The 12,461-nt window shown below is 69.8% G+C and carries 14 protein-coding genes; 9 read left to right on the top strand and 5 right to left on the bottom strand.

Translation table 11 applies throughout. The annotated features are described in order from the left end of the window. Positions 1-66: 66 nt before the first annotated feature. Positions 67-747, bottom strand: coding sequence for a hypothetical protein (locus tag KQY30_RS06975; protein WP_254406993.1), 681 nt, complete (start codon positions 745-747; stop codon positions 67-69). On the opposite strand from KQY30_RS06975, the gene KQY30_RS36250 reads away from it, so the two are divergent. Together KQY30_RS36250 and gcl are read left to right on the top strand one after the other, a co-directional pair. Continuing rightward, entirely contained in the window at positions 746-958 is a 213-nt protein-coding gene (locus KQY30_RS36250) for a hypothetical protein (protein WP_254406992.1), read from the top strand. The genes KQY30_RS06975 and KQY30_RS36250 overlap by 2 nt on opposite strands. Positions 959-1,125: 167 nt before the next feature. After that, the gene (gene gcl, locus KQY30_RS06970; protein WP_217306083.1) at positions 1,126-2,895 is read left to right on the top strand and encodes a glyoxylate carboligase; all 1,770 of its coding nucleotides are present in this window, start codon (positions 1,126-1,128) and stop codon (positions 2,893-2,895) included. A gap of 390 nt (positions 2,896-3,285) precedes the next feature. Here gcl and KQY30_RS06965 read toward each other — a convergent pair whose 3' ends face one another. Beyond that, entirely contained in the window at positions 3,286-4,176 is an 891-nt protein-coding gene (locus KQY30_RS06965) for a 2-hydroxy-3-oxopropionate reductase (protein ID WP_217306082.1), read from the bottom strand. 54 nt (positions 4,177-4,230) lie between these two features. Continuing rightward, positions 4,231-5,073, bottom strand: coding sequence for a TIM barrel protein (locus tag KQY30_RS06960; protein ID WP_217306081.1), 843 nt, complete (start codon positions 5,071-5,073; stop codon positions 4,231-4,233). Between the two features lie 344 nt (positions 5,074-5,417). On the opposite strand from KQY30_RS06960, the gene ddaH reads away from it, so the two are divergent. The 7 genes from ddaH (at position 5,418) to KQY30_RS06925 (ending at position 10,594) form a co-directional block, all read left to right on the top strand. Then, the gene (ddaH, locus tag KQY30_RS06955; RefSeq protein ID WP_254406991.1) at positions 5,418-6,230 is read left to right on the top strand and encodes a dimethylargininase; all 813 of its coding nucleotides are present in this window, start codon (positions 5,418-5,420) and stop codon (positions 6,228-6,230) included. A 113-nt stretch (positions 6,231-6,343) separates the two neighbouring features. Continuing rightward, positions 6,344-6,652: a hypothetical protein gene (locus tag KQY30_RS06950; RefSeq protein WP_254406990.1), complete on the top strand. Its 309-nt coding sequence runs from the start codon at positions 6,344-6,346 to the stop codon at positions 6,650-6,652. Beyond that, positions 6,649-7,056, top strand: a complete 408-nt coding sequence (locus KQY30_RS06945; RefSeq protein WP_217306079.1) for a helix-turn-helix domain-containing protein — start codon at positions 6,649-6,651, stop codon at positions 7,054-7,056. The genes KQY30_RS06950 and KQY30_RS06945 overlap by 4 nt, the downstream gene beginning before the upstream one ends. 109 nt (positions 7,057-7,165) lie before the next feature. After that, positions 7,166-7,768, top strand: a complete 603-nt coding sequence (gene uraD / locus KQY30_RS06940) for a 2-oxo-4-hydroxy-4-carboxy-5-ureidoimidazoline decarboxylase (RefSeq protein ID WP_217306078.1) — start codon at positions 7,166-7,168, stop codon at positions 7,766-7,768. Then, positions 7,765-8,187 carry a hydroxyisourate hydrolase gene (gene uraH, locus KQY30_RS06935; protein ID WP_217306077.1) on the top strand — a complete coding sequence of 141 codons (423 nt, stop codon included), beginning with the start codon at positions 7,765-7,767 and terminating at the stop codon, positions 8,185-8,187. The genes uraD and uraH overlap by 4 nt, the downstream gene beginning before the upstream one ends. Before the next feature lie 5 nt (positions 8,188-8,192). Further along, positions 8,193-9,137: a factor-independent urate hydroxylase gene (gene pucL / locus KQY30_RS06930; protein ID WP_217306076.1), complete on the top strand. Its 945-nt coding sequence runs from the start codon at positions 8,193-8,195 to the stop codon at positions 9,135-9,137. Positions 9,138-9,217: 80 nt separating this feature from the next. Then, positions 9,218-10,594, top strand: a complete 1,377-nt coding sequence (locus KQY30_RS06925) for an 8-oxoguanine deaminase (protein WP_217306075.1) — start codon at positions 9,218-9,220, stop codon at positions 10,592-10,594. Positions 10,595-10,651: 57 nt separating this feature from the next. Here the strand turns inward: KQY30_RS06925 and KQY30_RS06920 are convergent, their stop codons facing one another. Together KQY30_RS06920 and KQY30_RS06915 are read right to left on the bottom strand one after the other, a co-directional pair. Then, on the bottom strand, positions 10,652-11,500 hold the full coding sequence (locus tag KQY30_RS06920) for a chitosanase (RefSeq protein ID WP_217306074.1): 849 nt from the start codon (positions 11,498-11,500) through the stop codon (positions 10,652-10,654). A gap of 133 nt (positions 11,501-11,633) precedes the next feature. Then, positions 11,634-12,398, bottom strand: coding sequence for a chitosanase (locus KQY30_RS06915; protein WP_217310817.1), 765 nt, complete (start codon positions 12,396-12,398; stop codon positions 11,634-11,636). Between the last annotated feature and the right edge of the window lie 63 nt (positions 12,399-12,461).

Here is a 12,461-nt window from a genome sequence, read left to right as displayed (position 1 = left end):
GGAGGCGGCGAACACCGAAAGTGGCGAACACCGAAGGCCGCGGGCCGCGGGCGCTGAAGCGGGATCTCACGCGCCCGCCGTGACCAGCTCGTCCGCCGGCCCGTTGACCGGACGCGGAGTGCCCGTGAGGTCGAGGACGAAGAGAGGCACGCTCAGTTCGTCCGCGCGGGCGCGGGCCTCGTCGGCGTACCCCGCGAGGGAGAAGAAGACACTCACCACGGACGCGTTCAGCCCGTTCAGCCAGAGGCACTCGACTGCGCGCGGAGTGGCCGGGCTGGTGGTCGGGTCGACCTGGGCGAGCACGTTCGGGCCGCGCAGATCGATCCCGGCGGGTCTGCCCGCCCTGCCCTCCCCGGTCCTGATGACGCCCTTGAAACCCAGCCAGCGCAGATAGAGCGCCGCGGCCGTCACCGCGTCGTCGGCGGTACGGATCGTCAGCGGGCGGAAGGAGGGGCGCGGGGTCGCGGCGGTCCGGGGCAGCGGAATGTGCGTGGGCGGGCCGTCCCGGCGCGGATCCAGCAGGGGTTCCGCCACATCTGCCGGATCCGCCGCGGGGCCCGCCGCCCGGGAGGGGTCCGCGGGGCCCGCCGCCCCCTCCGGCCGTACCGGAATCCGCAGCATCGCCCCGCACGGGCAGCCCAGTTCCGGCCGTGGCCAGTGGTCCTCCCGCCCGCAGGCCGCACAGCGGACCCGCACCCACTCCTCCGCCCAACTGCGTTGCGTGACCGGCTCGACCGGAGCGCCCATGGCCAGCGAGGGCGCCACCGGAGCCCCGCACGCGCAGGAGTGCACCGATGCCACAAAGGTGTGCCGACGGCCGCAGGACGGGCAGCTCACCGGGACGCTCTCGCCCACCCGGCACCCCTCTCAGGCTTCCTGGTTCTCCGGCCGCGCCGCGCCCGCCGCGCTCCGTCGTTCCATGGTCCACCACCGGCGCGGCCATGACGAGGGCACATGACGCCAGGGCCGGGGGGAGGGTCTTCGGCCATCCCTTGACGCCGTACCCAGTCCATCCTAAATTGATTCCGTATCTCAGAACTAAACTTCCGCATTACGGAATCGACTCTCAGGTGGCGCGACAGAGCCCGAATCCGCCGGCCGAAGCAGGAGTACTCCATGCCTCGAATGACCGCTGCCCGAGCGGCAGTTGAGATCCTCAAGCGCGAGGGCGTGACAAACGCGTTCGGTGTGCCGGGCGCCGCGATCAACCCCTTCTACGCAGCACTGAAGGCTTCCGGCGGGGTTCATCACACGCTCGCCCGCCATGTCGAGGGCGCCTCGCACATGGCCGAGGGCTACACCCGTACGCACCCGGGCAACATCGGTGTCTGCATCGGTACGTCCGGGCCCGCCGGCACCGACATGATCACCGGCCTCTACTCCGCGACAGGCGACTCGATCCCGATCCTGTGCATCACCGGCCAGGCACCGACCGCGGTGATCCACAAGGAGGACTTCCAGGCCGTCGACATCGCCTCCATCGCCCGGCCCGTCACCAAGTCGGCAACGACCGTCCTGGAGGCCGCGCAGGTGCCCGGCGTCTTCCAGCAGGCCTTTCATCTGATGCGCTCGGGCCGCCCGGGTCCTGTCCTCGTTGACCTGCCGCTCGATGTCCAGCTCACCGAGATCGAGTTCGACCCCGAGACGTACCAGCCGCTGCCGGTCTACAAGCCGGCCGCGAGCCGCGCGCAGATCGAGAAGGCCCTCGCGATGCTCAACGCGTCCGAGCGCCCGCTGATCGTCGCGGGCGGCGGTGTCATCAACGCCGACGCGTCCGAACTGCTGGTCGAGTTCGCCGAGTTGACCGGGACCCCGGTCATCCCGACCCTGATGGGCTGGGGCGCCATCGCGGACGACCACGCGCTGAACGCCGGAATGGTGGGCCTCCAGACCTCGCACCGCTACGGCAACGCGACCTTCCTGGAGTCGGACTTCGTCCTCGGCATCGGCAACCGCTGGGCCAACCGCCACACCGGAAAGCTCGATGTCTACACCCGGGGCAGGAAGTTCGTCCACGTCGACATCGAACCCACCCAGATCGGCAAGATCTTCGCGCCCGACTACGGCATCGCCTCGGACGCGGCGGTCGCGCTGGAGCTCTTCGTCGAGGTCGCGAAGGAGCTGAAGGCCGCGGGCGAACTGCCCGACCGCGCCGCGTGGGCCGCCTCCGCCCAGGAGCGCAAGGGCACGCTGCACCGCCGTACGCACTTCGACAATGTGCCGCTCAAGCCGCAGCGGGTGTACGAGGAGATGAACCGGGCGTTCGGTCCCGAGACCCGGTACGTCACCACCATCGGCCTCTCCCAGATCGCCGGTGCGCAGATGCTGCATGTCTACCGGCCGCGCCACTGGATCAACTGCGGCCAGGCGGGACCGCTCGGCTGGACCATCCCCGCCGCGCTGGGTGTCGCCACCGCCGATCCCGAGGCCACGGTCGTCGCCCTCTCCGGGGACTACGACTTCCAGTTCATGCTGGAGGAACTGGCGGTCGGCGCGCAGCACCGGATCCCGTATGTGCATGTGCTGGTGAACAACTCGTACCTGGGGCTGATCCGCCAGGCACAGCGCAACTTCAACATCGACTTCCAGGTCAATCTGGAGTTCGAGAACCTCAACTCGCCCGAGCTGGGCGTCTACGGCGTCGACCATGTCAAGGTCGCCGAGGGCCTGGGCTGCAAGGCGATCCGGGTCACCGAGCCGGACGGGCTGCTGCCGGCCTTCGAGGAGGCGAAGAAGCTCGCCGCCGAGTTCCGGGTCCCGGTCGTGGTCGAGGCGATCCTGGAGCGGATCACGAACATCTCGATGAGCGGTACCGACATCGCGAGCGTGAACGAGTTCGAGGATCTCGCCACCGAGCCGTGGCACGCGCCCACGGAGATCCTGCCGTTGACCTGACCCCCGACCGGTCAGTGGCGGAGGGACACGGCCCCCGCACCGGGCACGTTCCGGTGCGGGGGCCGTCGTCTGCGTACCGGCGGTTCCGGGCAGCCGGTACGGCCGTCCTCGTACGGCCGCCCCGGTGCCGCCGTCTACTACAGCCTTACGGTCTCGTGCCCGGCCCGCGCCGGGCACGCGGAAGAGCGCGGGATACGGGAGGGTTCCGTACTCCGCGCTCTTCCGTTCGCCGTACGCGCGTGGCCTCACGTACGGCCGGGCAGGCCGGGCGGCGGCAGCGCCTGGGCGCGACAGGACAGGTGTCAGCGCTGGCGCCGCCCGGGGTCAGGGGTCCGGTGCCCGGCCGGAAGGCCCGGAACAGCCGGGACGGCCGGACCTGGTCACTGGTCGTCAGACCTGGTCACCGGAGAGGCGCTCGACGGAGCGCAGCAGCGCGGAGTGGTCCAGGCCGCCGTCGCCCTGCGCGCGCAGGGAGGCCACCAACTGGGCGACCACGGCGCCGACCGGAAGCGCGGCCCCGACATTGCGCGCGGCGTCCGTGACGATGCCCATGTCCTTGTGGTGCAGATCGATCCGGAAGCCGGGCTTGAAGTCCCGGTTCAGGAAGTTGTCCTTCTTCCGGGTCAGTACGGTCGAGCCGGCCAGACCGCCGTTGAGGACGTCGAGGGCCGCCGTGAGGTCGACCCCGGACTTCTCCAGGAAGACCACCGCCTCGGCGCACGCCTGGATGTTCACCGCGACGATGAGCTGGTTGGCGGCCTTCACCGTCTGGCCCGCGCCGTGCGGTCCGCACAGCACGATGGTCTTGCCGAGGGCCTCGAACAGCGGCTTGGCCGTGTCGAAGTCGGCGCGCTCACCGCCGACCATGATGGAGAGGACCGCCTCGATGGCGCCGGCCTCGCCGCCGGAGACCGGGGCGTCCAGCACCCGGATGCCCTTCTCGGCCGCGTTCTTCGCCAGATCCACCGAGGTCTGCGGGGTGATGGACGACATGTCGATCAGCAGCGCGCCGCTCCTGGCGTTCTCCAGGATGCCGTCCTCGCCGTACGCGACGGCCTCGACCTGCGGGGAGGCGGGCACCATCGTGATGACGACATCGGCGTCCCCGACCGCCTCGGCGACCGAGCCGGCGACCGTACCGCCGGCCGCGGCCAGCCGGTCGAGCTTGGGCTGCTCCAGGGTGTAACCGGTCACCGAGTAACCGGCCTTGATCAGGTTCTCGGACATGGGCGAGCCCATGATGCCGAGGCCGATCCACGCGATCTTGGGAAGACTACTCATGAGGTGCCCTCTTTCAGCACACGCGCGCGCTTCTCGACACGCCCGTGAAGGTGGTCAGTTGGCGAGCCAGCCGAAGGCCTCGGCGCTCGGGCGGTCGCCCGGCTTGTACTCCAGGCCGATCCAGCCGGCGTAACCGGCCTTCCGTAGCCGCCCGATGAGATCGTCCAGCGGCAGCGCACCGGTGCCCGGAGCGCCACGGCCCGGGTTGTCCGCGATCTGTACGTGGCCGGTCTTGTCGGCGTACCGGTCGATGACCCCGGGCAGGTCCTCCCCGTTCATCGACAGGTGGTAGAGATCGAGCAGGAACGCGGCGTTGCCGAGCCCCGTGGCCTCGTTGACGCGGTCGACGACCTCGATCGCGGACTCGGCGCTCACCAGCGGATAGCGCGGGGACTCCGGCTTGTTGAGCGTCTCGACGAGCAGGGTCGCCCCGGTCTCGTGGGCCGCGCGGGCGGCCAGCACGAGATTGTCCAGGGCGAGGGCGTCCTGGACGTCCGGGGCGACACCCTCGACGCGATTGCCGTACAGCGCGTTGAGCGCGCGGCAACCCACGGAGTCGGCGAAGCCGGCCGCGACCTCGACATTGGCGCGGAACCGCTCGGATTCCTCGCCGGGCACGGAGAGCGCGCCGCGGTCGGGCCCCGGAAGCTGCCCGGCGTAGAAGTTCAGCCCCACGAGCTGGGTGCCCGCGTCGTCGAGCGCGTTCTTGAGGGCGGTCAGCTCGGCCTGCGGCGGGGTGGGGGTGTCGATCCAGGGCCACCACAGCTCCACCGCGCCGAAGCCCGCCGCCGCGGCGGCCGCGGGGCGCTCCAGCAGGGGAAGCTCGGTGAAGAGGATGGACAGGTTCACATCGAAGCGCTGCTCGGTGCCGCGCCCGTTCGTGGAGAGAGGGGCCATGAGGAGTCAGGCGCTCCTTCCGTATTGCGGAAGTCATCTTCTGCTTGATGGAAAGCCTGCCCGTGGGGCTCCTGGGCTGTCAAGAGGTGACGGGGGAAGACGGCGGAAATCCGGGGCCTCGCGGTGCCCCTCCGCGCGATGGGCGGCCCGACGCAACGAACCGCCGCCGAACAGCCCCACGACGTCGCATTCTTGCGTCCGCGCGCAACATCCGCGGCTTGAGGGCCGTCTCGTCCGGTTCCTATCGTTGAGGCATCCCGATGTCGGTTCCGGCATCCCGCCGAAGCTCCGTCGCGTTCCCCCGTCGCATTCACGTCGCGTTCCCGTCGGCGAGAGGAAACCCCGTGCCGTCCGTCCGCGTGCCCCGGCCCCGGCGCTATCTCACCTGCGAACCCCGCCACTTCGCCGTCAGTTACGCCATCAACCCCTGGATGCGCCTGGACGAGCCCGTCGACACCGCCCTCGCACATGCCCAGTGGGAGTCGCTCGTACGCGCCTACCGCGGCCTCGGCCATACGGTCGATACCGTCCAGCCCGTCGCGGGACTGCCCGACATGGTGTTCGCGGCCAATGCCGCGCTCGTCCTGGAGGGCAAGGTCTTCGGCTCCCGTTTCCACGCGGCGCAACGCCAGCCCGAAGCGGGCGTGTACGCGGCGTGGTTCAAGGAGGCGGGGTACGAGACGCACATCCCCGACGCGGTGTGCGAGGGCGAGGGGGACTTCGTCCCGGTCGGGGGGCTCGTCCTGGCCGGCACCGGCTTCCGTACGACCGTCGCGGCGCACCAGGAGGCCCAGGAGTTCTTCGGGGTGCCGACGGTCGGCCTGCGGCTCGTGGACCCGTACTTCTACCACCTGGACACCGCCCTGTTCGCCCTGGACGACGAGAACGTCGCGTACTACCCGGGGGCGTTCTCGCCCGGGAGCCGCGGTGTCCTGGAGCGGCTCTTCCCGCAGGCGCTGATCGCGAGCCGGGAGGACGCGATGGCCTTCGGGCTGAACTCCGTCTCCGACGGGCGCCATGTGATCGTCGCGCCCGAGGCGGTGGGGCTCATTGGGCAGCTCGCCCGGGACGGGTACGTACCCGTGCCCGTCGATCTGTCGGAGTTCCACAAGGCGGGCGGCGGGGCGAAATGCTGCACCCAGGAGATCCGGGGCTGATGCCGGGGCGGCCGGTCGCGCTCGGCCGGCCGCGGTGGGTCACGGCCGGCCGAAGCGCGTTTCGCTTCGGTTAGGGTCGTCCTCGACCCGGGGCGCGGCGCGATGGAGGCACAGTGCGACTGAGAGTCGAGTTCACGACCGAACCGTTCGATCTCGACGAGGCGCCCGCGCACGCGGTGGTGGCGCGCGAGGTGGTCATGGGGGCCGCGCTGGACTCCGTCGACGTGGGGCCCTTCGGCAATACGGCGGAGGGCGGCGCCGAGGCCGTACTGAACACCGTGGACACCTTGCTGCGGCGGTCGCTGGCGGCCGGGGCGACACGGGTGTCGCTCCAGGTCAATGTGATCGGAACCGGTGAGACGGGCGGGGCCGGGGGCGCCGGGCGCGGCGAGTCCGGCGCGAGTGCGGGGGACGGGCGATGAGCGGGCCGCCGGACCATCCCTTTGTGACGGCCGTCAAGCCGCTGGTCGACGCCATCGGCGGGGAACTGCTGGCGCCGCACGAGGCCCGGCCCGACGATGTCGTGCTCGCCTGGGAGGGCGAGAACGTCCTCGCCGTACGGCTGCCCCAGCTCTCGGAGTCGCTGGACCACATCCTGGCCGGTCTTGAGCGCCGGCACGGCATGCCCCTCGCGGAACTGGACCGCAGGACCAAGCAGTCGGTCGTACGGATACTGGAGGCGCGCGGCGCCTTCTCGGTGCGGCATGGTGTGGAGACGGTGGCGAGCGCCCTCGGGGTCAGCCGCTTCACCGTCTACAACTACCTCAACCGCGAGAATGCGGCGAACGCGGCAAACGTGGCGAAGGGCGAGCAGCCGCTGACCTGAGGGGCTGCCTCGGGGGAGGTGCTGTTGCCGCGCCCGAGAGGCCGTCGCCCTGGCGCCGTATACGAGATTTCAACAAAGTGTTGACGGTGGGGTGCTGAGGGCGTTAGCTATGCGCAGCCCGCCCAGCACAGCCACGGAGGCTCCCGTGACGTCGACACCGACTCCGACACCGGGCCTGGTCCGGTTCAACACCCTCCCCGACAGCGAGTTTCTGGCCCTGCTGCACGAGGTGTGCGCCGGTCGGACCTGGGGGAGAAAGCTGCTCGCCCACCGTCCGTACGCGACCGAGGACGCGCTCTTCGCCGCCGCCGATACCGCGATGGGTGAACTGACCGACACGGATCTGGCCGAGGCGATGGCCGGGCATCCGCCCATCGGCCGGCCGAAGCCCGGGGACCCGGTCTCGTCCCGCGAGCAGCGGGGGATGGCCGGTGCGTCCGAGGCGCTCAGGGCCGAGATGCTCGAACTGAATCTGGCGTACCAGGGGCGGTTCGGACATGTCTTCCTGATCTGTGCCACCGGCGCGACCGGCGAGGAGATGCTCGACGCTCTCAAGGAGCGGCTGACGCACACGCCCGAGCAGGAGCGTGCCGTCGCGCGCACCGAACTCGGCAAGATCAACCGCATCCGGCTGGCCCGTCTCGTGACGCACGACCTCGCGGCAGGGGATCTCGTCGCGCGGGACTTCCCAGCAGAGGGCGACCACTCATGAGCGCCGGCACCGCGGCCACCGCTTCGGTGTCCACGCACATCCTGGACACCAGCGTCGGGCGCCCGGCCGCCGACGTCGCCGTCTCGCTCGCGGCCCGCACCGGCCCCGACGCGGCCTGGCAGGCGCTCGGCGACTCGCGCACCGACGCCGACGGGCGGTGCAAGGACCTGCCCGCGCTGCCGGAGGGAACGGCTCAGGTACGTCTCGAATTCGCGACCGAGGAGTATTTCGCCGGCGGGATCATCAGCGGGGCCGACGGGAATCAAGCCGAGGAGCAGGGACGGGAGACATCGCGTCGGAGTGGTAGCGGTGCTTTCTTCCCGGCGGTGACGGTCACCTTCACAGTCACCGCCGGTGAGCACTATCACGTACCGCTGCTGCTCAACCCGTTCGGCTACTCCGTATACCGAGGGAGCTAGCAGAAATGCCCACGATGCTCGGCCAGAACCAGTACGGAAAAGCGGAGACGCGTGTCGTCAGGATCACCAGGGACGGCCGTATCCACCACATCAAGGACCTGAATGTCTCCGTCGCGCTCCAGGGCGACATGGCGGACGTCCACTATTCCGGTTCCAACGCGCATGTGCTGCCGACCGACACCACCAAGAACACCGTGTACGCGTTCGCCAAGGAGCACGGAATAGAGTCGGCCGAGCAGTTCGGCATGCGTCTCGCCCGGCATTTCGTCACCAGCCAGGAACCGATCCACCAGGCCCGCATACGGATCGAGGAGTACGCCTGGGACCGCATCGCCGCCGCGGACGGGCCTCCATACGACGCGGACGGACCTTCGCCCGAAGCTGCCCCCGACGCGTCGGCGCACTCCTTCGTCCGTACGGGCCAGGAGACCCGCGTCACCCAGATCACCTTCGACGGTGAGACCTGGGAGATCATCTCCGGTCTCAAGGACCTGACCGTGATGAATTCGACGGACTCCGAGTTCTGGGGCTTCGTCAAGGACAAATACACCACGCTCCGCGAGGCGTACGACCGTATTCTCGCCACCGAGGTCTCCGCGAGATGGCGCTATCACTGGTCGGGCGAAGACGAACCGATGCCGGACTGGGACGATTCGTACGACCGGACGAAGCGGCATATCCTCCGGGCCTTCGCCGAGACCTATTCACTCTCGCTCCAGCAGACCCTTTACCAGATGGGTTCGCGTGTCATCGAGAACCGCGGAGAGATCGACGAGATCCGTTTCGCCCTGCCGAACAAGCACCACTTCCTGGTCGATCTGGCACCCTTCGGGCTGAAGAACGACAACGAGGTCTATTTCGCGGCCGACCGTCCCTACGGTCTGATAGAGGCGACCGTTCTGCGCGACGGAGCCGAGCCGCGCATCCCGCTCGACCTCACTCATCTCTGAGCCCGGCCCGAGTCCATCTTCGAGCCCGGCTCCGAGGCTCCGAGCCGGCCCCATCTCTGAAGGCAGGGAGAGGAACCGCCATGGCGGCTTCGCGCATCGTCATCGAGAACTGCGCCATCGCGACCGTGGACGCCCACGACACCGAGTACGCCTCGGGGCATGTGGTCGTCGCGGGCAACCGGATCGAATCCGTCGGCCCCGGCAGGGCTCCGGCCGGCCTGGACGGGGTGGCACGCCGTATCGACGGCACCGGCCATCTCGTCACCCCCGGCCTGGTCAACACGCACCACCACTTCTACCAGTGGATCACCCGAGGCCTCGCCACCGACCACAATCTCTTCGACTGGCTGGTCGCGCTCTATCCGGTCTGGGCGCGGATCGACGAGCCGATGGTACGGGCGGCCGCGCGCGGCTCACTCGCGATGATGGCCCGCGGCGGGGTCACCACCGCCATGGACCACCACTATGTCTATCCGCGCGGTACGGGCGATCTGTCGGGCGCGATCATCGGGGCCGCGGCCGAGACGGGCGTACGGTTCACCCTCGCCCGCGGTTCCATGGACCGCGGCCGGTCCGACGGCGGACTGCCCCCGGACTTCGCCGTCGAGACCCTCGACGCCGCGCTCGCCGCCACCGAGGAGACGGTCGACCGCCACCACGACAGCGCCTTCGACGCGATGACCCAGATCGCGGTCGCGCCCTGCTCGCCGTTCTCCGTCTCCACCGAACTGCTCAGGGAAGGCGCGGAGCTGGCGCGCCGCAAGGGCGTGCGGCTGCACACGCACGGCAGTGAGACCGTGGAGGAGGAGCAGTTCTGCAAGGAGCGGTTCGGAATGGGCCCGACCGACTACTTCGAGTCGGCCGGCTGGCTCGGCTCGGATGTGTGGATGGCCCACTGCGTCCATATGAACGACTCCGACATCGCCGCGTTCGCCCGTACCGGTACGGGGGTCGCGCACTGCCCGTCCTCCAACGCCCGGCTCGCGGCCGGGATCGCCCGGGTCCCGGACATGCTCGCGGCGGGTGTCCCGGTCGGCCTCGGGGTCGACGGCACGGCCTCCAACGAGTCCGGCGAACTCCACACCGAGCTGCGCAACGCCCTGCTCATCAACCGTCTCGGCGCGCGCGGCGAAGCCGCCCTGAACGCCCGTCAGGCACTGCGCCTCGGTACGTACGGCGGCGCCCAGGTTCTGGGCCGTGCCGGGCAGATCGGCTCGATCGAGGCGGGCAAGCTGGCCGACCTGGTGCTCTGGAAGCTGGACACCCTCGCCCATGCCTCGATCGCGGACCCGGTGGTGGCGCTGGTCTTCGGCGCCGCCGCGCCCGTCACGCTCTCCCTGGTCAATGGGCAGACGGTGGTCGAGGACGGGCGTCCGACCAGGGTGGACGAGGACGCCGTCGCCCGCTCCACCCGCGACGAGGCGCGGCGGCTCGCGCGGATCGCCGCGGAGTCCTGAAGCTGTCCCGTAACCACCTGGGCCGGCGCGGGAAGGATCCCGCGCCGGCCGGTTGGCTCAGCCGATGTGGAAGCTGTCGCCGTAGACCTTCCAGTCCAGCGGCGGATCCAGGTTCAGATTGCCCTTGTTGAGGAACACCCGCTGCGCGGTGTCCACCCTGCTGGTGTCCTCGTGTGCCTCCTCCTGCTTCATCGCCCAGACCCGGGCGTCGAGGAAGGCGTGCAGATACTGTCGCTCGTCGCCGCCCTGGGCCGGGGTCTTCGCCTTGGCCAGGGCGCGCTTGCGGATATTGCTGAAGCTGGTGCTGTCGCCGCCGTCGCCGTGCATCACGATGGCGTCGTAGTACGTGAACTGCCCGAGCGTGCCGAGCCCGTCCTGCTTGCCGCGGTTCACGGCCGGGTTGAAGTAGACGCGGTCGCGTTCGTCGTTCTGCGCGGTCTTGAACGCGGAGTCCTTGGCGGCCTGCTTCCAGGCCGAGGTGAAGCCCGGGTCCAGACCCTGGTGCGAGTCGGTGCCGTCGACCTTGCGCAGGGCGGGCAGATACGAGGCGAGCGGGTTGCCCGGCTTGCGGCTGGTGTACAGCTCGACGAGGTCCAGCATGTCGCCCGTACCGGAACAGAATCCGATGATTCCGGCGGTGTAGCCGCGGCCGTCGCCGATGTCCTCGATGTAGCCGTACTGGGCCTTCCAGTCCAGTGAGGAGTTCTCCGCGCTGGAGACGAGCTGCATGGCGATCTCCTTCTTCGCCGGGTCGTCGAGTCCCGCCGCCGCGGCGGGGGCGGCGGGCGCGAGGGCGGTGGGGTTCGGTGCCGCGTTCGCCAGGGTGGTGGCGGTGACGGGAAGAGCGACGAGCGTCAGTGCGAGCAGGACAGTGCGTATGTGGGGGGTGGGCACCCTGACCTCCATGGGGAGAGTTCCTGGTTGCGCTATCTGTTAGGAAGCTTTCCTACCAAAGGCGGGAGGTGTCGTATACCCGGTCGGGTGTGAAGAGGGCGTGAGGGCCGGACAGTTGACTACAAGTCGACCGCTCCGGCGGGTGCTACTTGTCGGCGATGTGGTAACGGTCGCCGTACACCGTCCAGTCGAGCGGAGGGTCGAGAGCCAGATTGCCCCGGTCGAGGAAGACCCGCTGGGCCGTGTCGATCCGGCTGGTGTCGGAGTGGGACCGCTCGCCGCGCATCGCGGCGGCCCGCGCGTCCAGGAACGCGCCGAGATACGCGGTCTCGTCGCCCTCGCGAGCGGGCGACTCGGCCCGGCGCAGGGCGCGTTCGCGGATCGTACGGAAGCCGGCCGAGCCCTTGGTGTCGGCATAGCCGTGCATCACATAGGCGTCGTAGTAGATGAACTGCCCCAGCGCGCCCAGTCCGTCGGCCTTGGCCCGCGCGACGGCCGGACCGAAATACATCCGGTCGCGCTCCGCGTCCTGGGCCTGCCGCATGGCCGGATCCTTGGCCGCCTTCTTCCAGGCGTCGGTGAAGGCGCGGCCGAGCCCTTCGTGGGACGCGCTGCCCTCGACCCCCCGCAGTGCCGGGAGGAAACGCTCAAGCGCGTTCCCGGGGCGGGCCTTCGTGTACCGCTGGACGACCAGGCGGAGATCGCCGCAGCCGGTGCAGAATCCGATGATTCCGGCGGTGTAGCCGCGGCCGTCGCCGATGTCCTCGATGTAGCCGTACTGGGCCTTCCAGTCCAGTGAGGAGTTCTCCGCGCTGGAGACGAGCCGCATCGCGATCTCCTTCTTCGCCGGTTCGTCCAGCGCGGCCGGTGTTTGCGGGGTACCGGCGCACGCGGTGCTGATGACGCACATCGCCGGGACCAGCAGGACGCGCAGCAGTCTGCGGAGCGCGTGGATCACGTACCGGCCCTTTCC

The sequence above is a fragment of the Streptomyces sp. GMY02 genome, assembly GCF_019056675.1.
Lineage (GTDB): Bacteria > Actinomycetota > Actinomycetes > Streptomycetales > Streptomycetaceae > Streptomyces > Streptomyces odonnellii.
The sequence above is the reverse complement of the archived record's forward strand: the minus strand, read 5'-3'. Positions and strand labels throughout refer to the sequence as shown.